This window comes from Flavobacteriales bacterium, assembly GCA_020435415.1.
In the GTDB taxonomy this organism is placed as follows: Bacteria; Bacteroidota; Bacteroidia; order JACJYZ01; family JACJYZ01; genus JACJYZ01.
The window spans coordinates 1-19,368 of sequence record JAGQZQ010000002.1; the positions used below are offsets into that span (position 1 = coordinate 1).

Sequence of the window (19,368 nt, forward strand, 5' to 3'; positions counted from 1 at the left end):
CCTGATGATGACGCGCACCATCATATCATTCCTTGTTCTGTACACGCTGTCCTCCAGCATCGCCCAAGGGCAGGATTTCAATGCCATCGCACGCATAGATACCAGCGAAGTGGTGATTGGAGACCAGGTGTGGTTGCATATCAAGGTCAAACACCCGGTGAATAAAACCGTGGTATGGCCAACGGTAGGAGACACCATCATCACCGGCATCGAAGTTCTGAAAGACTCAGGCATAGACACCGCCTTATCCAGAAACGAGAAAGAGATCATCCAATCACGCGCCTACCTCATTACCTCCTTTGATTCCGGGCATTACATGATCCCTCCGTTCACTTTCAGGTACCACACCGACACCTCTTCTATCGCACAAACAGACGCATTATTTTTTGATGTCCTGACCATCCAGGTAGATACAACACAGGCCATCAGGGATATCAAGGCTCCGTTGGAAAAACCATTCTCTATCAAAGAAATTCTCAAAGAACTGATCATCGGAGGCGTGGTCCTGTTGCTATTGATTGCGCTGGTCATTTACTACCTGAAAAGAAAAAAACAGGCACCGCCTCCGGTCACTGTGTCCGCTCCGCCTCCCCTCCCAATACCTCCCGGTGAAAAAGCATTGGTGGCATTGGAACAGCTGGAAGAAGAAAAGCTGTGGCAGAATGATCAACATAAAACCTACCACAGCAAGCTGACCGATATCATACGTATATACCTGGAAGAGCAGTTTGATTTGCATGCCATGGAAATGACATCGGATGAGTTGCTCACGCACATGCGCAGCCTTGCCATCGACGATCAGGCCAAACAAAAGATCCGGCCCGTGTTTCTTCTGGCAGACATGGTGAAGTTCGCTAAACTGAAACCACTCGTATCGGAAAACGAACTAAGTCTGAAGCAAGCCCGGGAATTTGTAATGTCAACACGGCTTGATCTTTTGGAAACCAATCAGGAGGATCAAAACCCATGAAGGATATAACCTTTGCATATCCCTGGGTGTTCCTTGCCCTCCTGCTCATTCCGGTGCTGGTATTTCTGTATTTCAGCAAACTCAGGCATGCCCGTCCTGCACTGATCCTATCTTCATTGCCGTATATCCCACGGGAAAAAGCAGGATTAAGAAGCCGGTTGGTTCATGTTCCGTTTTTTCTCCGGCTTCTCACGCTTGCTGTTATCATCACGGCTTTGGCCAGGCCACAATCCAGTCTCAGTCAGCGAAGCATATCAACGGAAGGAATTGATATTGTTGTTGCCATGGATATTTCCAGCAGTATGTTGGCCAGGGATTTCAAGCCGGATCGCCTGGAGTCATCAAAAAGACTGGCATCGGAATTCATCGAACGAAGACCAAATGACAGGATAGGCCTGGTGGTCTTTGCCGGAGAAAGCTTTACGCAGTGCCCGCTTACAACCGACCATTCAATCCTGATCAATCGCTTTGGCTCTATTCGCGTTGGCCTGCTTCAGGATGGCACTGCCATCGGATTGGGGCTGGCCAATGCAGTAAACAGACTGCGTTCAAGTGAAGCCAAAAGCAAGGTGGTAATCCTCCTTACCGACGGTGTGAACAATAGCGGTTCCATCACGCCTGAAACAGCTACCGAACTGGCAGAGACCATGGGCGTCCGGGTGTACACGATTGGCGTAGGCACCAAAGGGATGGCTTATGGTCCGATCGGGCAAAGGCCGGATGGGAAAGTGGTATTTGATATGGTTCCGGTAGAGATTGATGAAAAGGTCCTGGGAAGTATCGCTGACAATACGGGCGGTCAATACTTCCGGGCACAGAATGAAAATGAGCTCCGCACGATTTACAAGCAAATCGATCAGCTGGAAAAATCAAAGATCGATGTCACCGAATTTACCGAGAAAGGTGAGGAATTTTTACCCCTTGCCTTGCTAGCCATCGGATTGCTCCTGGCTGAATTCATCCTTAGTCAAACCTTGTTCAGAAGCACACCCTGATGTTCCGTTTTGAACATAGCGAATTTCTGCACGGGCTTTGGATCATCGCCCTGTTGTTTCTTCTTGCAATCCTCGGCGTGCGGATCAGGCGCAGGATTCTGGGTCGCTTTACGGATGAGAAGTTGACTGATCGCCTGGCACCTGACCGATCACGTACCCGTCCCTGGATAAAAACCAGTTTACTGATCATGGCTTTCGCCTTGCTGATCCTGGGCGCTGCCAATCCGCAACTCGGCTCGAAGCTTCAGGAGGCGAAACAGGAAGGGATTGACCTGATGGTGGCCTTCGATCTCTCCAATAGTATGATGGCAGAGGATGTCAAACCCAACAGACTGGAGCAGGCAAAACAAATGGTATCCCGGCTGGTTGAAAAACTGAAGGGAGACAGGATCGGTATCGTGGTGTTCGGAGGCAAAGCATATACACAGCTTCCCATCACGTCCGACTATGCTGCCGCCCGTCTGTACCTGTCAACATTCAATACGGAACTTATCCCCACGCAAGGCACCGCCATCGGTGATGCCATCCGCACATCCATGGAAGCGTTCAGTGAAGACAATGATCACGGCAAAGCCATCCTGGTGATCAGTGACGGGGAGAACCATGAAGATGATGCCATTGAAGCAGCCAAAGAGGCGAACGAAGCCAATGTGATCATCCTTACAATGGGCATCGGTTCACCTGACGGTGGCCCCATCCCCATATACCGTGGAAAAAACATGGTCGGGTATCGGAAAGACCAGGAAGGCAATACGGTGGTGACACGCATGAATGCAACGATGCTACAGGAGGTCGCAGCTGCCGGCCAGGGATCCTATATCACATATACCGGAAGCGAAAGTTCTGCGAAACGCGTTCTTGAAGAGATCGGTAAATTGCAGAAAGGTGAGATCGCCACGAGGTTGTTCACCGATTATGAAGACCGGTTTTACTATCTCTTATGGGCGGCACTTATCCTGCTGGTTGCGGAAACACTGATTCCGGAAAAACGAAGCAAATGGTTCGACAAATGGACAATATGAGACGGATTCCCTCTTTGCTCTGGCTGGCGATACTGTTGGCGGGAGCAGCTACATCCTTTGCTCAGGACGATGCGAAATATATCCGGGAAGGCAATAAACACTATGAAGCGCAGGCTTTCGACAAGGCCGGAGAAGCGTATCAGAAATCCCAAAAGGAAAATCCGGAATCCCGGGAGGCACGATTCAACCTTGGCGATGCCTATTACAAACAAAAGAAATATGAAGAAGCCGCCCAACAATTCAGGAGCCTGGCCAGCGAAGGAAAGGGAGATGAGGCATTCAAAGGAAAAGTTTACCATAATCTTGGAAACACATACCTTCAATCCAGGAAACTGGAAGAAAGCATTGAAGCCTATAAGCAGGCTTTGCGCCTTCAACCGAATGATCCGGAAACCAAGTACAACCTGGCTTATGCGCAATCCCTGCTAAAGAAGCAGCAACAGCAGGATCAGGAAAAACAGGATCAGGAGAATAAGGATAAAGACAAAAAAGACGAAGAGAACAAGGACCAACAGGAAAAAGAAAAGGAAAAAGAGCAAGACGAAAAGAAAGATCAGCAGGACAAGAAAGATCAGCAGGACAAAAAAGATCAGCAGGACGAGAAAAAGAATCAGGAGGACAGCAAGGAATCACAGGAAAAGGAAGGCCAGAAGAACGATGAACAGAAACAGGGAAATAAACCTGATAAGCCCGATAAGATATCCAGGGAAGATGCCGAGCGCTTGCTGGATGCTTTGCAGTATGAGGAAAAGAAATTATTAGATGAACAACAAAAAGTCATCAAAGGCAAAAAAGTACCTGTAGCGAAAGACTGGTAAATGAAAAGCCGCTATCACATATTGAGGTTGACCGGATACATCCTGATCCTGCTAGCCATGGCATGCACAGGATTGCATGCGCAGGTTAGGTTCCAGGCAAGTGTAGACAAGAACCAGGTGGGTGTGGGTGAATACTTCCAGTTGAATTATGAGCTGAATTCCATGGGTAGTGACTTCCGGCCTCCCAGCGTGGCAGGCATCGAAGTGGTTCAGCAGCTCGGCCCTAGCCGGCAAAGCTATAATATCAACGGACAGGTATCTGAAAAATGGACAATGAAATACCTTCTCCAAACCAAGCAGGAAGGTGAAGTGGTTATTCCGCCCGCATCCATTAAGGTCAAGGGAGAAGTATATGAGACAGAAACGATCCGCGTTAAGGTTACCAAGGCAGCGAGCTCAGGCAGCGCTGTTGCCGAATCAGGAGACAAGGATGTTTTCCTTAAACTGGAGAGCTCAAAAAACTCCGCCTATGTCGGTGAAGTACTGACCTTATCATGCTACCTCTACAGCAAAGTAAACATCGGGAATTTCGAACCCTTTGACATTCAAAAAGACGGCTTCCTCCACTTCACCGTACCACCGGTCAGAAAGCCGGGAGAACCCGTATCTGTTAACGGTGTCCGATACACCAGGTGGCGTATGCAAAAAGACATCCTTGTGCCTCAGAAAGCCGGTCAACTCGAGATCCCCGCCATCTCTACCACCTTTTATGTGCAAGAGGCTATTCCAGGGCGCCGGTCGTGGGCGGATGCCATATTCGGCACACCCACCCGAAACGTTCCCAGATCGGTAAAGACCCCCCCGATGAGGTTTAACATCAAGCCCTTGCCGGAGGAAGGAAAGCCGGTAGGGTTTACCGGTGCAGTGGGTGATCTGCGCATGAAAGTTGAAACGGACCGCAACCGCCTGAAAGCAAACGAAGCTGTTACGCTTACCATTACGCTTTCCGGTAACGGCAATTTACAGTTACTGGAAACGCCCCATCCGGATTTCTCGGCATCTTTTGAGGTTTACGACCCGAAGAAATCCGAGAACATATCCATCAATGAAAATGGCATCTCCGGGAGTGTAAAATTCGAGTATGTGCTGATCCCGCGACGGGACGGAAAGATCACCATTCCATCATTCCCGTTTCACTATTTCAATCCGGTCAGATCCAGTTACGTAACCCTGGAGTCCCCGGAATTTGTCATTGAAGTTGAACCCGGAAGCGCACCCCATACCAATGCGGTTCGTGCACCCGGACAACCGGAAATGATCGGAGATGACATCCGTTATATTCACACCGGAAATGGCCAGCTTGCTTCCATTGACAACAATTTCTTCGCATCCGCCACCCACCTGGCACTGTCAGGTTTACCGGTGCTGGCGTTGTTCTGGCTGATCGGATATGCCCGGAAAAGAAAGCGCGAAGACGCCGATGTACAGGGAAGCCAAAGCCGGAAGGCTCGGAAAATGGCACGTAAAAGATTGGCCAAAGCGGAATCCCTGCTGAAAGCAAATCAAAAGGAAGGTTATTATGAAGAAGTCCACAAGGCATTGTGGAACTACGTAGGCCACCGGTTACGCATCGAACCGGCAGATCTGTCTATGGAAAAGGCCCTTGATTCTCTCAAATCCGGAGGCGTAGATGATGATACGGTTGCTTCACTCGGCAGGTTGATCGGGCAATGTGAAATGGCACGTTATGCACCTCCCGGCAGTATCGGTGAATTGGAGAACTTCCTGGAGCAATCGATCCAGGTAATCGCTAAAATTGAAAACCAGTTGCAATGAAACGGTTGATCATACATACGCTTGCCTTGCTCTTCACCGCGTTATCAGCCATTGCACATCCTTCGTTTGAAGAAGGCAACAAATACTATGCGGAAGGCAAGTACAGCGACGCCATCAAAGCCTATGAACAAGTATATGAAGACGGATACCAAAGTGCCGATTTATACTACAACCTCGGAAATGCATACACCAAACTTAAGCAAACCGGGAAGGCCATTCTATACTACGAGAAGGCCCTGAAGTTGGAACCGGGACACGAAGATGCCCGCAACAACCTGGAGTGGATCAGTGCACAGACCCGCGACCGCATCGAGGTCATCCCAACCCTTTTCTACCAACGATGGATTCAAAGTTTCACATCTTTGTTTCAGCCTGCAGGATGGGCATGGATAACACTCTTATTTGAATGGCTGGCAGCCGGCGGATTTTCACTTTACCTGCTGATGAAGAACCGGCGTATTGCACGCAATCTTTTCTACCTGTCCTGTATGTTGGTCACTTTTACCATCATTGCATGGGTAGCCGGTTCAGGAAGACTGCATCAGATTAACCGTTCGGATTCTGGCGTCATCATGTCCTCCTCCGCTGTGGTAAGAGCTGCACCGAACGGTACCGGCAGTGAGTTGTTCATCCTGCATGAAGGTGCCGTATGTGATGTACTGGAGCAAGATCAGGATTGGATGAAGGTAAGACTCACCAACGGTAAAGAAGGATGGGTCGAAGCCGAAGCGATGGAGATGATTTAAAAGTTTAAGGTTGAAAGTTTAAGGTTGAAAGTTTAAGGTTCCTGGTTGGCTAACTGCATACCAATCGTTTGACCGGAGTCTTCCGATGAAAAAGATACTGCTGATATCAGATACACACGGCTACCTTGACCCGAGGTTGATGCCACATATCACCTGGGCGGACGAGGTATGGCATGCAGGTGATATCGGCAAGGAGTCGGTTCTGGATGCCATCGAGGCCTTGAAGCCCGTAAGAGCCGTCTGGGGAAATATCGACAGTGGAGAAATGCGCCGCCGGCTTAAAGAGGAGCTACGGTTTGACTGCGAGGGAATGGATGTGTGGATGACCCATATCGGCGGTTATCCGGGAAGGTATGACCGGAGGATCGTTGAAAGGTTGAAAAAGGATCCTCCCGGTATGTTCATTTGCGGACATTCGCATATCCTGAAAGTGATTTACGACAAGAATCTGCAACTGCTCCATGTGAATCCGGGCGCTGCGGGTAAACATGGCATTCATCATGTGATCACCGCCATCCGGATGGAAATTGATCAGGGCAAGGTGAAGGAACTAAGTATCGTAGAGTGGCCCAGAAAAAACATCAGCGGATCCGATCCATCGAACGAACCAACTCCTCGTCTTTCCGGATCGCCCGAAGGGCAAGAATAACAAATACCACAGACACAACGGGAAGTACCGTGACCGGTGACATCTCAAACACCCAGGCTTCATTATGACTGATGATGGCATAGGCGTAGTAGAATATCGCCACCTGAAAGATCAACAAGGCCACCAGAATAATTCTTCCAATCAGCATCTGACGTGTCCTGTTCTTATAAAGCAATACAGTTACAAATGAGAGCAGGATTGATAGAGACAGCAGCACAAACAACGGAACGGTGAATAACTTTACATTCCCGCTAAGTCCGTCCATTAATCCATATACATAAAATGGAGCCGCTTCTTCAGCTTCTGCCATTTTAACTTCGCCCAAAGGAAAATAAAGCAGAGGCATCACAAAACCCGCAGCCAGAATAAGAAAAACAGTTTGAATCCGTTGCAACATAACGAGCGCGAAATTGACAATTTTTTTTTGATCTCAACTTGCAATCCATGAATTATTTGTAATATTGCATTGTCTTTACTCAGTTCCTGCACGCATTTCAAAGGCGGGAAAAACCAGCAAATGACATACAAAGTAGTTTAAACGGAAGGTTAGCACCGCGGGAAGGCATTATTGTTCATTACAAGAATTGATCGCAATACAGCACTGAAATCATCCTACTCAATCATAAAATTTACCCCTTTACTTATTCCAAAATTACCAAGGCATGTATAGTATCCTTGAACTGAACGACAAACTGGTCGCCGAGTTAAAAGAAATAGCCAAAGCATTAAATATCCCTGATTACAATGCACTCCGCAAACAGGAGTTGATCTATAAAATACTTGACCAACAAGCCATTTCTCCCCAAAAAACTGCCAACGCAACAATCGCGATGAAGGAAGAAAAAAAAGCCGACCAAGCGAAAGAGACAACCACGGATCAACCATCCAACACTCCGTCTCCTGAAAAAACAGAAAAACCGGTAGAAGCAAAACAGCAGTCTCCCCAAGCAAGTGCTGAAGAGAAAAGTCGGCCACCACGGTCTGAGAAACCCACAGAGGAAAAAAGAGAACAACAGGAGAAAGTAAGTTCGGAATCAGCTCCATCTTCTTCCAACCACTCCAGAAACGAGGGAGGAAAACCATCTCAGAGTAATGGTCAGAACCACAGCGACCGGTCTTCCAACCAGAATAACGATCGTCAAAGGAACTTTCAACAGCAGAGACCGCAGCGTCAGGAGAAAAAAACACCACCGGAAGATCTGTTCGATTTCGATGGCATCATCGTTAGTGAGGGTGTACTTGAAATCATGCCTGATGGCTACGGATTCCTCAGGTCATCCGACTACAACTACCTGACCTCACCCGATGATATTTATGTTTCCCAGTCACAGATCAAATTATTCGGTTTGAAAACCGGTGATACCGTTCGGGGAAGCATCAGACCTCCAAAGGAAGGTGAAAAGTATTTCCCGCTGATCAAAGTTGAAAAGATCAATGGAAGGGAACCTGACTACGTTAGGGATCGCGTACCTTTTGATCACCTGACACCCCTGTTCCCGTTTGAGAAGCTACAGCTTACCGGACATCGTAAAAGCAACTTGTCCACCCGTGTTATGGATCTCTTTACCCCTATCGGTAAAGGACAACGCGGATTGATTGTTGCGCAACCAAAAACCGGTAAAACCACTTTATTGAAAGATGTGGCCAATGCCATTGCAGAAAATCATCCGGAAGTTTACCTGCTGGTATTGCTGATCGATGAACGTCCAGAAGAGGTGACAGACATGGCCAGAAGCGTTCGTGCGGAGGTTATTTCATCAACGTTTGATGAGCCTGCAGAACGCCATGTAAAAGTGGCCAACATTGTTCTGGAGAAAGCCAAACGCATGGTGGAATGCGGACATGATGTTGTGATCCTGCTGGATTCCATCACCCGTCTGGCACGTGCTTATAACACTGTTTCACCGGCATCCGGCAAAGTGCTTTCCGGTGGTGTTGATGCCAACGCTCTTCACAAACCCAAGCGCTTCTTCGGTGCGGCCCGGAAAATTGAAAACGGCGGCTCATTAACCATCCTCGCTACTGCCCTTACAGAGACAGGTTCCAAAATGGATGATGTGATCTTTGAAGAGTTCAAAGGAACCGGTAACATGGAGCTGCAACTCGACAGAAAGATCTCCAACAAGCGTATCTACCCTGCCATCGATATCGTTACGTCAAGCACCCGTCGCGAAGATCTCCTCCTGGACAAAGAAGTACTGCCACGTATATGGGTGCTTCGCAATCACCTGTCCGATATGAACGCGGTGGAAGCCATGGAGTTCTTATTGGATAGAATGAGGCATACCAAGACCAACGAAGAGTTCCTGGTCTCCATGAACAGCTAGAAAGCACGTATCAATTCCGGGACTTGTTCAGCTGTGCAAGGGCACCGCTACCCATCACCCATATCAGGGTGAGGATTCCCAGGACAAGAAACATTCCTCCGGCCATCCACAAGGCATGGTCCAGCGAATATACATCCGCTAACCAGCCAAGAAAAGGGGAGGCTATCGCAGCGATACAGCGAATTACAAAACTGCGGATGGAAAGGACGGTAGCACGCATTCCTGCCGGACAAAGGATATTGATATAGCTTCTCATCAGTGGCGTCGCCAATCCGCGGATGGCATAAAAGATCGAAAACAATATCAACACGTACCAATTCCCAAAGAATGGCATGCACAAAAATCCACCGGTGATGCCACACAGCATCACCCATGCCATTGTACGTTTGCCAAATTTATCATCCAGATGGCCGGAAAAATATGCGGTGATACCAACAATGAATTGCAAACCGGTCCACATAAACCCAAACCAAAAGACCGGCAAACCTATTCGCTGAAAGGTCGGTTGCAGGAAAATCTTTGCCATCAACAACGTGGCAACGCCAAGCACCGCCGAATACATCATCACCGCACTTAACGCCTTATTTTCCGTTGAAAGAAATCGCAGGATCTCTCTGACAGGAGTGATCTTTCTATTTTCCGGGTCAGTGACTTCCGCTTCCTTCAAACTCCAGGCTACGGGAACCGCGATGAGAGAAACAGCACACTGAGCAATGTACGGGTAACGCAAACTAATACCTGCCAATATTCCTCCGGCTATACCAGCCAGGCCTTCTGCAAAATTCCCTATAGATACGACCCTCCCTTCATGGCGGATATAGGTGGCTTCCTTACCAGTGGCTTTCAGTGATTCAAACAACAAGGCGGAATCTGTTCCTGATACAAAACTCATGCCTACGCCCAAACAAATTTCCGCCAGGAGTAACCATAAGAATGATGAAGCGAACGTGTATAGGAGAAAGCCGGTAAATGTGGCTGTGGTGCCAATGATCAGGGTATTGCGCCTGCCATAGCGATCGGAAAAATAACCCGATGGTATTTCCAGTATAGCAATGGTCAGGTAGTATCCGGATTGTAGCAGTGTAATCTCCCGCAGGGTCAGGCCCAGGTCTTCATAGAATAGGATGAAGATGGGCATGAAGAGCATGAACCATCTTGAAACTTTCAGGACATATAATTTCCAGATGTTACCGGCAACAGCTTGCATGCCTGCAAAGGTAAGCATGTAATGGATTCAGAATCCGCAAATAGCGTATACACCCTAAACTTTAGGCCTCATCGTATTGCGGATCAGCGCTACTTCACGCTGAAGATCAACGACTGCCTGGGCGAGTTCGTCACGGCTCAGGTTAGGCTCAGGAAGTTCTGCGCTGATATAATGTTCGAAGCGCCATATCTCACTTACTTCGGCCACGTTGATCGCGTACGGTTCATAGGCCGGATTGGTGGAACACAAAAGGAAGGTATTGTCTTTTTCCAATTGATTGGTCACCATTTTAAATACGATCCCGTCATTCTGGGTGATAATGATACAAGGTTCACCATCCTTGATCCTGTTCCAGTTCTGCACAAAGGATGCCGTTACCCATGAGCCCGGTGAGACGGGTGGCATTGAATCTCCTTTGATCGGGAATGTTCGGTACTTTCTTTCCCTGGGCATAAATGGGAGTCTGAAAGTGGGCAGCACTTTAATATAATCCGGATCGGCGAAGCCACGGGTATAACCGGCACTGGCTTCTACAGGCACCAGCTCGATATTCTCGAGGCCATCCTGATCCACCGTGGTCGATAAGACCCGTAGCTTCTTGCCATCCGTGTCAATGGTAACCCCCTTTTCAAGATCTGTCAGGGCTTTCTCGGAAAGTGCCGAGAGATCTTTCCTGATCAGAATATCCAAAGGGATCTGAACCAAATCCGCCAGTACGACCAACACCTCCAGATTGGGCTGGGCATGCCCGAGTTCATAACCACTTAATGAGGCGCGTTTCACACCCAATTCAAGGGCCATTTCCTCCTGGGAAAGCCCTTTCCTTTGCCGGAGAATTTGCATGTTGCCTGCTAAAAAATGTACAGGCTCATGTCCGGTTGACGACTTTTTTATCATGGGAATGACGGATTTATCGTCAAATATAACAGATTCTCCTGAACAAAAAAAGCCCCCCGTTGTGCGGGAGGCTTTTTGCATTGGTTTACCAAAAAACCGAGCAACTTTTATTTCTCAAACTTCACGTATCCTTCAGGCACCTTGAACTTATCGTCGCCTACGGCTTGCTTGGTGATCTTTGTCACCTCCATACGGGTACGTTCTTCCCTGAGCAGTGAATATTCAACTGACAAAAAGGGAAATGAGGCTTCCACACCGTCCAGGACGAGGTAGTAGACCATCGCATTTTCTTTTCTGTTGACTGTTGTAACCAGATTCAAAAAGAACCCGAACTCTCCTGGTGCCAGCCAGTAGGTCACTTCTGTATTCTTTGCCTTATTCCGAACACGAACCTGTTCGCATTCATAACCATGAATGGATTTCTTGTTGCCTGTCTTGATCACTTCGTAGTCGCTTTTAGTACCCGGATCAATCGGTGAGTTGTTTACATCCATGTACAGTTTCCTGTCCGGGCTCAACGCGAGCAATGTTTTCTCCTTCAGATCCACCAGCATCACACCTTTCACTTCTCCCTTCACCGTATTCTCAATCCTGATCTTGTCTCCCTTCACATAATACACATAATTGGATGTATCCGTGGTGGTCATTTTTACGAACTCGATGACACCTTCGAAGTCACCGGCCGAACTTGAACTGATGCCCGCAGCTAACATAACTACAAGCAACACAAACGATCTGATGGTTTTTTTCATGGTAAGAATTGATTTCAATCCGTGAACAAATTAACTCTTTTTTAATTAAGATAACAAAACAAATGCCACTAACGCAACGGTTTTGATATCAACATCTTAATGTTGATATCAATCCCATTATGGTTCTGAAAGTTCCGGATTGAAAAGAAAACCGTAGTCGGACAGTGTCTTCAGAAAAGCGATCAGATCCGCCTTTTCATCGGGTGATAACTGCACTCCGCCTTTGTGAACATTTTTCATCAATGGGTCAATGGTGGCGGAGTTTACCAAACCCTCACTGTAAAAGTCTATCACTTCCTCCAGCGTCTTGAATCTTCCGTCGTGCATATAAGGGGCGGTAAACTCAATATTCCTCAGTGTGGGGGTTTTAAATTTACCCCGGTCCTTGGCAAGTCCTGTTACCGCCTCCCTGCCCACGTCGGAAAAAACGGAATCAAGGCCATTGTTATGGAAGATATTATCCATAAACAATCCACCAGTCACCGGGTGACAATGGAAGCAATCTCCTTTCTCAGTGGTATATATCTCCCTGCCTCTTAATTCTTCCTCTGTAAAGAAGTCCTCGTTACGGAGAATCTTATCATAGCGGCTATCTGCAGAAATCATGATCCTTTCAAACTGGGCGATCGCCTTTACCACAAGGTCCGAAGTAATCACCTTGGTACCAAAAGCATCCAAAAACATGTCCGGGTACTCCGGGTGGGCATTTAGTTTTTTTTCCGCGTCGAGCCACATCTGGTGCATTTCTACCGGATTGGGCACCGGCTCAAGTGCCTGTTCTTCCAAGCCTTTGGACCGACCTTCCCAAAAGAAATCCTTACTCCAGATCACATTCATGATGGCTGATGCATTTCGGTTGCCTTCTATGCTGTCTATTCCTGTGCTGAACTGGCGGCCGCTATCAGAGAATGCATACTTCTGGGCATGGCAACCCGCACACGACAAGGTGCTGTCTGCCGACAGGATCGGATCGTAAAACAACCTTCTCCCCAGCGCGATCCCTTCTACCGTTGTGGGATTGTCAGGCGGAAACTGAATATCAGGAAATCCTGCAGGACGTAAAATGGTGTAAGGCGTGCCCGTGACCTCATCCTTAATAATGGTAAGATCATCATCGCGCATGAGATCATCTTTTTTGCATGCCCTTCCGAGCAATGCAACAACAATAATCAATGCTATGCTGATACGCTTCTTCATTTCTACTATCTCCACCCGTCAGCGTGCTTACACACTCCTGCGTCAGGGCATATATTCAAAGTTATTGATAAACCTGGTGTCTGTCAATGCCTCCAGAAAGTTAACCAAATCCTTCTTCTGTTGGGTCGTCAACGAGAATCCCTGAATCAATGAACTTTTATTGCGGTGTGGTTGTCCCCCGGACACATAGTGCTCAACCACGTCCTCCAGGGTAGCCAGTGAACCATCGTGCATATATGGTGGTGTCAGTGCCACATTCCTTAATGTAGGCACCCTGAACCGACCGACGTCCGAATCCTTTAATGTGATCCTGGCCCTACCGGTATCCACATACGTCAGGTAAAGACCATTGTTTTCAAACTGGTCATTTGTGAATCGGAACCCGGAATGACAGGAAGCACAATTCGCAGGTGCGCTGTTAAAAATATCCATGCCACGTATCTCGGAAGGTGTCAGCGCATTCTTATCTCCCTGAAAATGGTATTGGTCAACCCTGGAATCACCGCTGATCAGGGTTCGCTCAAAAGCAGCAAGGGCACGCGATAAGCCGAAGGCATCCGGCTCTCTTCCGAATACTTCGCGAAACAGTGCAGGATATTCGGGGTGCTGCTGCAGCCGCTGAACCGCTTCCAGCATGTTCAGGTTCATTTCAACCTCTCCCTGAATGGGCGCCAGCACCTGAATCTCGAGGGTCGGAACACCGCCGTCCATGAAAAAGAAGGGGCTATAGGCCAGGTTCGCAAGGGTGGGAGCATTCCTGAAGCCTGTCCCGCCATCAACACCTTCGCTCAACTGGCGGTCATCGGCAAAGGCAATAGCCTGCTTATGACACGTTCCACACGATACGGTGCTGTCTTTGGATAAAATCTTTTCAAAGAACAATCTTTTCCCCAGGGCGACCTTGCTTTTGGTCATCGGATTATCAGCCGGCACAGGCACCTCGGAAAAACCTTCGGGCAATGAGAAATGATAGGTATCGTCTATGGCGGGCTCCAACCCGGCATCCTTGGCGCAACCGGCCAATCCGCCCACTACAACTACCAATATGACCGCAACCCTTGTCCGCATAGCAATATCCGGCCGTTAATACATCGCGCCGATAAAATTGTCGGTCACCCTCCGTGCCAGTTCAAAGTTGTTGGTGGTGTGGGTGATGTTGTCTCTGACAAAATCTATGGTATCGTTTGTTCCGTAAAACAACCGGTCCGCATCTAAATGCAGATCAATATTGGAAGTATTGCCATTGGTGATGTGGAATGGCAACACAAGATGATCCACTTCCCTGTACAGACTATCAAGTCCGGTATGGTACACAAATGAATAATCGAAGTTGCCGTTGTTCAACGTGTCGGTTTTGCCTTCGATGAGAATAAACCGGTATTTGCTTGACCAGGTCCAATAGGTATTATTAAAAATACTGAGCGGATGTCCAGCGGGGTATACCGAAGGGTCGGCAGCATTGAGGGTTGAGTCCACACCAAGGCCGAAGCGAATGGTCTGATAATGGCCGGGGGCTACGTCCAGTTTTATCACCAATGAACCGGGATCCTCCATATCAAGAAGCAGCACATCGGCCACCTGGACCTCACTCATATCATCTTTGACCAGGCGCAGATCCGATAGGTAAAACTTCAATACCTCCATCCGGAAACCGATACTGTCACGATTAATATAGCTGCTGTCCAGATGAAGGACGGCACCTGCATGCTCCGGTTTAAATGTAATGGTCAGCGTACCTGTTTGCGGCATATCGATATCTTCCGGCATCTCTTCCTTGCAACAAGCTACGGCAACGAAAGCAAGTATGACAGCAAAAAATATTCTACCCGTGTTTCTCATAGTGTAAAAAAGCAGGGGGCATGCGCCCCCTTATTGTTTATTGAATCGTAAAGACCTTGCTCACATTATCAGCGACCTTGGTAGCCAACGGCATGTTATCCATGGTGTGTGTGGTATTGTCCGTCCTCAGATCAATTCCATCAAAGAACTTCAGATAATCGACCATCACGGTATAGGTAACATCGGTACCTTCTTCCACATCCTGGTGCTTACTCAGACTTATGCTGCGCTTCATAGCATCCGTTCCCACGTGAATCTCGAAGTCGAAATCCGGTGTACCGTTCATGGCGGCAGTGGTGTCCACTTTGCCTTCCAATGCAATAAAGATGTAGCCACTGCTCCAACTCCAATGCATAGACGGGTTCTGGGATGCCAACGGGTGACCGGCAGAATAGATGGACGGGTCACTGTGATTGGCGGTTGAATCCACACCCACATCAAACATCAATTCATGGTAATGTGCCGCGGTGAAATCACCCAATTCATACATCATGGTTGAGGGTGACACCAGCAAGTAATCATCAAAACTGTAATCTGCATCCCCTCCGAGGACAACGCTGCTTACATAAAATGAGGCGCGGGTGAACTGGAGTTTCCTTCCGTTCGCATCGGTATATGTGGTATTGAATGCAAGATCCTGCATCCCGGCCATCGGATGAAAATGTACGGTCAAATGGGCGGGTTTAGCTTCAGGTTCAATACATGAACCGTCGTCTTTCGTGGCTTTTGAATCATAGTTGGTTGCATTCTCATCGGTGCATCCCTTCCGGGCACAACTGCTTAAAGCAACGGATAGAGCGGCAATCATAACTACAGTGATCACATGTTTCATGGTCATATTTTTTTAGAAGTTACGAATATTTATGGTCGCAGACATCACCCTTAACGATCATGCAAGCTCTTAACTTGTGTGGTGTGTGAGATACCTTCAGATCTTAAACAAATATATCGCTTCACCTATTAAAGAAACGAAATTTAGATATTTTAATTGGTAACAAAAGTAACAAGGCAACAACCTGCGGACTGGTTGTTGCCTTGTTAAACATATTGATTCTATCAATTAAATTCAGTGGAATGCGAACCCATTGGGGGCCACGCCTACCTGGAAGCTGTCGACCACGGCACCTGTCTCCTCATAGCGGAGCACTTTCCCCTCCGAGGAAAAATTACCGGCATCGCATGCATACAGGTATTTGGACACGGGGTCGAAACCAAGGCCATAAAACCCACGGCTGATCAATGGTGTCGCTGCCAGCGTGGAAGATGAAATATCATGGGCATACAGCTTACTGTTAAACATATAATACAGTTTATCACCTGCGTCATTGATGACCAGCGATGATGCGGTAGAGGCAGTGGAAAACGGAAGTGTCAATTCTACATTCCCGGTGGAAGGGTCTATCCGCACCAGTCTTGCCGGAGCCTCAATGGCACTATTGTCGGATTTCCACCGGCCGCCACACAATACCCATAACTTATCATTGGCATCCAGTTGAAGGCTATTCGGATTGGGGCCAACTTCCCAGTTTGTAAGAAGTGTATCCACCTGAGCATTGATGACGCTGACCACACTGTCATTGCCGAAACCTCCCGCACATGCAACAAATAAACGGTTGTTCAGGAATGCCATCCGCTCTGCACCTTTTCCGGTTGAAATGGTTTTATCAATGGTATTCTTAAAAATGTTCAGCACTTTCACGGCGCCTTCATTTCCCGTTTTTCCCCATTCAGTGATATATGCCCTTGAACCATTGACCAGAACATAGCGCGGTGCATCCAGACCGGTGATCGTTGCTGTGGATAAGAAGTCGCCGGATTCAACCACTTCCACTTTATTGGCATTGTTCACAACAACATAGGCCATGTCATCATTTACTGTCACGGATTGCACGATATTTCCCAGAGGAAAGCCGTTCTTGGACTCAAATATTTTAGAGGTCACATCCCCTGTGGTCCGGTTATAAAACGAAACCGTACCACTACCCGATCCAAACAATCCTTCGTTCACGACAAAAATTCCCGAAGTGTATGCCGATGGAGTGACGGTATCATCTTTATCCTCATCATCTTTCTTTTTACAGCCAACAGCAAGTATACTCATGGCCAGCAATACGACCCACAGCTTGTTGATTGAGCCAAAGTGTCCGGACTTCTGATCGGGAAATTCAATTAAACTTTTCATGGTGTTTCAGGTTTTTCGGATGTTGATTTAAATATTTGATAGAATAGGTTGATGCCGAAATTTCTTCCCGGCATCGCATAGTAAGTCATGACCTGGTATGTTTTATCCAGGATGTTATTGCATCTGAGTTGCAAGCTCAGTTCCCTGCCCCACGCATGGCCTCTCCAACCGGTAAACGCATCTGCCATCATATATCCGGGCAGGGAGGATGTATGATCGGGAGCGGTATATCTGATACCCTGGTATTGCAAAGCGCATCCTGCAGACCAATGTTTGTTTCGCCACTCCGGACCGGCACCCGCCATCCACTCCGGCACGTAGGGAAGTTGTTTTCCCAAGGCAGTTTCATTGCCGACCTGGGTTTCCTCCTGGGTAGATCGCACCCATTGTCCGTGGGTTTTCAGGAAGAGGCTATGCTTTCCGAATGATTTCTCGAAATTAACGGAAACCTCTACCCCCCTGGACCAAACCTTCACAAGATTGCGCGGTGTCCATATCCCGGATGTGGCGGGCAACCATATGATCCATTGATCAATGGCGCTGTTAAACCAGGCCACATCCATTTCGTACGCTGATTTTACCTTGTTCATACGCCAATGCAGGCCGAGTTCTCTTCCCCACCCGCGCTCTGGCAGGATATCCGGATTGCCACCGGGAACCCAATACCGTTCGTTGTATGTTGGTTGTCTGCCATCACGGGACAGGCTTCCCCTTAGAATGAACTTTGGTTTTAACTTCACTTCTCCACCAAAGCGATAGGTAAACATGTATTGCCCGTTGCTAACACGGGCATACCGTGTTGCAGCAGACCAATTCCAAATGCCTGCTTTGCTTTGACCTCTGTAGCTTGAAAAAATGGCTGCCCGGTTTTCAGAAACCTCACCATTCGTATAATTCGGAGTTGCCGCAATGTATCTCCCGGCGTTCACTCCGCCTTGAATGTGGTGCTGCGGATGAATCCGCCAGGTTAGTTCCGACTCCAGAAGACCTGTTCGGGTATGGGTGGTATCTGCTGTGGAGATGGATGGATCTGTATACATCAACCATTCACTCAACCCTACCGCTTTTACGGACCACTGTATTTTCCTTAATGTCCACTGCCATTCCAACATGGACCGTATCGGGGCATCTTCCTGGGTTGCCTGACTTTCCTTCATGATCATACTTGCCGGAAGTTGTCTGTGGGTGTACTGTCCCCAAATCAGCAACAACAAGCGATGTGCTCCGATTCGAAAGGCCTGATCAATGACCCATCCATTGGTACGGGATGAGGCATGCTGCAAATACTCTTTCGGCATTCCCGCACGTGCGGTATTGATGTAAGGGAAATTATTTTGTGCTTCCCCATGAATCAAACGAAAACCTCCTGAATACCGGTCGTTGGAATAGCTTGTTCCAAAACCGGTATGGAGGTTTAAGAAACTTCCACCATGTATCCAGAAACGTCCCTGCCACCCCTGACCGAAGATCACCCGATTATTCAATTGGATATTTCCTCCGATCGCTCCGTTGCCCCATAAGGAAGCACCTCCTCCGTGCTGCACCAGGATCCGGTCGAAGAATGCAACCGACAAGAGGTTCATATCCACTACCCCATTGGATGAGCTGGCCAAAGGCACACCGTTCCAGAGGATGGCCGTATGTGAAGAACCGGATCCCCTGAATGAAGGCAGCGACAAAGCACCCCACCCGTATGACTTTACGGCTATTCCTGTTTCCGATGAAACAAGTTGACCAACGGTTTGCGATGCATTCCTTGCAAGAGACGCTGAATCCACTTCCGTGGTCTTTCTTCCCACCTCCTGAAGCATTCGTCTTTTAGCTACAACCTCAACCGATTTCAGATCGATGATGGTATCCGCGAATACTTCCTGCCCTTTGGCCGAAAGACTTACCCCAACGATGAAACACATGCAAAAAATAACACAACGCATAGCAATGATCTTAAAAGATCATCTGAGCTTATGGACATAGAACGAGATACAGGGATG

18 protein-coding genes are annotated in these 19,368 nt (G+C 48.0%); 8 read left to right on the forward strand and 10 right to left on the reverse strand.

The window, feature by feature from the left end; all coding sequences use genetic code 11:
- From KDD36_00720 to KDD36_00750, 7 genes are all read left to right on the forward strand, one after another.
- On the forward strand, positions 1-970 hold a 970-nt coding region (locus tag KDD36_00720; protein ID MCB0395141.1), incomplete at its 5' end, for a hypothetical protein.
- Positions 967-1,965 carry a VWA domain-containing protein gene (locus KDD36_00725; GenBank protein MCB0395142.1) on the forward strand — a complete coding sequence of 333 codons (999 nt, stop codon included), beginning with the start codon at positions 967-969 and terminating at the stop codon, positions 1,963-1,965. The genes KDD36_00720 and KDD36_00725, both read left to right, overlap by 4 nt.
- Positions 1,965-2,987: a VWA domain-containing protein gene (locus KDD36_00730; protein MCB0395143.1), complete on the forward strand. Its 1,023-nt coding sequence runs from the start codon at positions 1,965-1,967 to the stop codon at positions 2,985-2,987. Before KDD36_00725 ends, KDD36_00730 begins: the two co-directional genes overlap by 1 nt.
- Positions 2,963-3,805 (forward strand): tetratricopeptide repeat protein, encoded by an 843-nt coding sequence (locus KDD36_00735; GenBank protein ID MCB0395144.1) that lies wholly within the window; start codon positions 2,963-2,965, stop codon positions 3,803-3,805. Before KDD36_00730 ends, KDD36_00735 begins: the two co-directional genes overlap by 25 nt.
- Positions 3,806-5,581 carry a protein BatD gene (locus tag KDD36_00740; protein MCB0395145.1) on the forward strand — a complete coding sequence of 592 codons (1,776 nt, stop codon included), beginning with the start codon at positions 3,806-3,808 and terminating at the stop codon, positions 5,579-5,581.
- Entirely contained in the window at positions 5,578-6,327 is a 750-nt protein-coding gene (locus KDD36_00745; GenBank protein ID MCB0395146.1) for a tetratricopeptide repeat protein, read from the forward strand. The genes KDD36_00740 and KDD36_00745 overlap by 4 nt, the downstream gene beginning before the upstream one ends.
- Before the next feature lie 85 nt (positions 6,328-6,412).
- A complete protein-coding gene (locus KDD36_00750; GenBank protein MCB0395147.1) occupies positions 6,413-6,976 on the forward strand; it encodes a metallophosphoesterase family protein in 564 nt (187 codons plus the stop codon).
- On the opposite strand, the gene KDD36_00755 is transcribed toward KDD36_00750, so the two are convergent.
- Positions 6,909-7,373 carry a DUF4293 domain-containing protein gene (locus tag KDD36_00755; protein MCB0395148.1) on the reverse strand — a complete coding sequence of 155 codons (465 nt, stop codon included), beginning with the start codon at positions 7,371-7,373 and terminating at the stop codon, positions 6,909-6,911. The two genes, KDD36_00750 and KDD36_00755, sit on opposite strands and share 68 nt — an antisense overlap.
- 265 nt (positions 7,374-7,638) lie before the next feature.
- On the opposite strand from KDD36_00755, the gene rho reads away from it, so the two are divergent.
- Positions 7,639-9,303, forward strand: a complete 1,665-nt coding sequence (gene rho, locus KDD36_00760) for a transcription termination factor Rho (protein ID MCB0395149.1) — start codon at positions 7,639-7,641, stop codon at positions 9,301-9,303.
- A 10-nt stretch (positions 9,304-9,313) separates the two neighbouring features.
- Here rho and KDD36_00765 read toward each other — a convergent pair whose 3' ends face one another.
- From KDD36_00765 to KDD36_00805, 9 genes are all read right to left on the reverse strand, one after another.
- The gene (locus KDD36_00765) at positions 9,314-10,528 is read right to left on the reverse strand and encodes an MFS transporter (GenBank protein MCB0395150.1); all 1,215 of its coding nucleotides are present in this window, start codon (positions 10,526-10,528) and stop codon (positions 9,314-9,316) included.
- A gap of 36 nt (positions 10,529-10,564) precedes the next feature.
- Complete coding sequence (locus tag KDD36_00770; protein ID MCB0395151.1) at positions 10,565-11,407, reverse strand: helix-turn-helix domain-containing protein; 843 nt, start codon at positions 11,405-11,407, stop codon at positions 10,565-10,567.
- Positions 11,408-11,514: 107 nt separating this feature from the next.
- Positions 11,515-12,159, reverse strand: coding sequence for a DUF4412 domain-containing protein (locus KDD36_00775; protein MCB0395152.1), 645 nt, complete (start codon positions 12,157-12,159; stop codon positions 11,515-11,517).
- A 117-nt stretch (positions 12,160-12,276) separates the two neighbouring features.
- The gene (locus tag KDD36_00780) at positions 12,277-13,371 is read right to left on the reverse strand and encodes a c-type cytochrome (protein MCB0395153.1); all 1,095 of its coding nucleotides are present in this window, start codon (positions 13,369-13,371) and stop codon (positions 12,277-12,279) included.
- 27 nt (positions 13,372-13,398) lie between these two features.
- Positions 13,399-14,424 carry a cytochrome-c peroxidase gene (locus tag KDD36_00785; GenBank protein MCB0395154.1) on the reverse strand — a complete coding sequence of 342 codons (1,026 nt, stop codon included), beginning with the start codon at positions 14,422-14,424 and terminating at the stop codon, positions 13,399-13,401.
- A gap of 15 nt (positions 14,425-14,439) precedes the next feature.
- Positions 14,440-15,195 (reverse strand): hypothetical protein, encoded by a 756-nt coding sequence (locus tag KDD36_00790; protein MCB0395155.1) that lies wholly within the window; start codon positions 15,193-15,195, stop codon positions 14,440-14,442.
- Positions 15,196-15,232: 37 nt separating this feature from the next.
- Positions 15,233-16,027 (reverse strand): hypothetical protein, encoded by a 795-nt coding sequence (locus KDD36_00795; GenBank protein ID MCB0395156.1) that lies wholly within the window; start codon positions 16,025-16,027, stop codon positions 15,233-15,235.
- Positions 16,028-16,261: 234 nt separating this feature from the next.
- Positions 16,262-17,377 (reverse strand): hypothetical protein, encoded by a 1,116-nt coding sequence (locus KDD36_00800; GenBank protein MCB0395157.1) that lies wholly within the window; start codon positions 17,375-17,377, stop codon positions 16,262-16,264.
- Positions 17,374-19,290: a TonB-dependent receptor gene (locus tag KDD36_00805; protein MCB0395158.1), complete on the reverse strand. Its 1,917-nt coding sequence runs from the start codon at positions 19,288-19,290 to the stop codon at positions 17,374-17,376. Before KDD36_00805 ends, KDD36_00800 begins: the two co-directional genes overlap by 4 nt.
- Between the last annotated feature and the right edge of the window lie 78 nt (positions 19,291-19,368).

Bases quoted from the DNA above. Each gene is read 5' to 3' on its own strand.
- KDD36_00725 (MCB0395142.1), top strand. From the start codon at position 967: ATGAAGGATATAACCTTTGCATATCCCTGGGTGTTCCTTGCCCTCCTG.
- KDD36_00730 (MCB0395143.1), top strand. From the start codon at position 1,965: ATGTTCCGTTTTGAACATAGCGAATTTCTGCACGGGCTTTGGATCATC.
- KDD36_00735 (MCB0395144.1), top strand. From the start codon at position 2,963: ATGGTTCGACAAATGGACAATATGAGACGGATTCCCTCTTTGCTCTGG.
- KDD36_00740 (MCB0395145.1), top strand. From the start codon at position 3,806: ATGAAAAGCCGCTATCACATATTGAGGTTGACCGGATACATCCTGATC.
- KDD36_00745 (MCB0395146.1), top strand. From the start codon at position 5,578: ATGAAACGGTTGATCATACATACGCTTGCCTTGCTCTTCACCGCGTTA.
- KDD36_00750 (MCB0395147.1), top strand. From the start codon at position 6,413: ATGAAAAAGATACTGCTGATATCAGATACACACGGCTACCTTGACCCG.
- KDD36_00755 (MCB0395148.1), bottom strand. From the start codon at position 7,373: ATGTTGCAACGGATTCAAACTGTTTTTCTTATTCTGGCTGCGGGTTTT.
- rho (MCB0395149.1), top strand. From the start codon at position 7,639: ATGTATAGTATCCTTGAACTGAACGACAAACTGGTCGCCGAGTTAAAA.
- KDD36_00765 (MCB0395150.1), bottom strand. From the start codon at position 10,528: ATGCTTACCTTTGCAGGCATGCAAGCTGTTGCCGGTAACATCTGGAAA.
- KDD36_00770 (MCB0395151.1), bottom strand. From the start codon at position 11,407: ATGATAAAAAAGTCGTCAACCGGACATGAGCCTGTACATTTTTTAGCA.
- KDD36_00775 (MCB0395152.1), bottom strand. From the start codon at position 12,159: ATGAAAAAAACCATCAGATCGTTTGTGTTGCTTGTAGTTATGTTAGCT.
- KDD36_00785 (MCB0395154.1), bottom strand. From the start codon at position 14,424: ATGCGGACAAGGGTTGCGGTCATATTGGTAGTTGTAGTGGGCGGATTG.
- KDD36_00790 (MCB0395155.1), bottom strand. From the start codon at position 15,195: ATGAGAAACACGGGTAGAATATTTTTTGCTGTCATACTTGCTTTCGTT.
- KDD36_00795 (MCB0395156.1), bottom strand. From the start codon at position 16,027: ATGAAACATGTGATCACTGTAGTTATGATTGCCGCTCTATCCGTTGCT.
- KDD36_00800 (MCB0395157.1), bottom strand. From the start codon at position 17,377: ATGAAAAGTTTAATTGAATTTCCCGATCAGAAGTCCGGACACTTTGGC.
- KDD36_00805 (MCB0395158.1), bottom strand. From the start codon at position 19,290: ATGTGTTTCATCGTTGGGGTAAGTCTTTCGGCCAAAGGGCAGGAAGTA.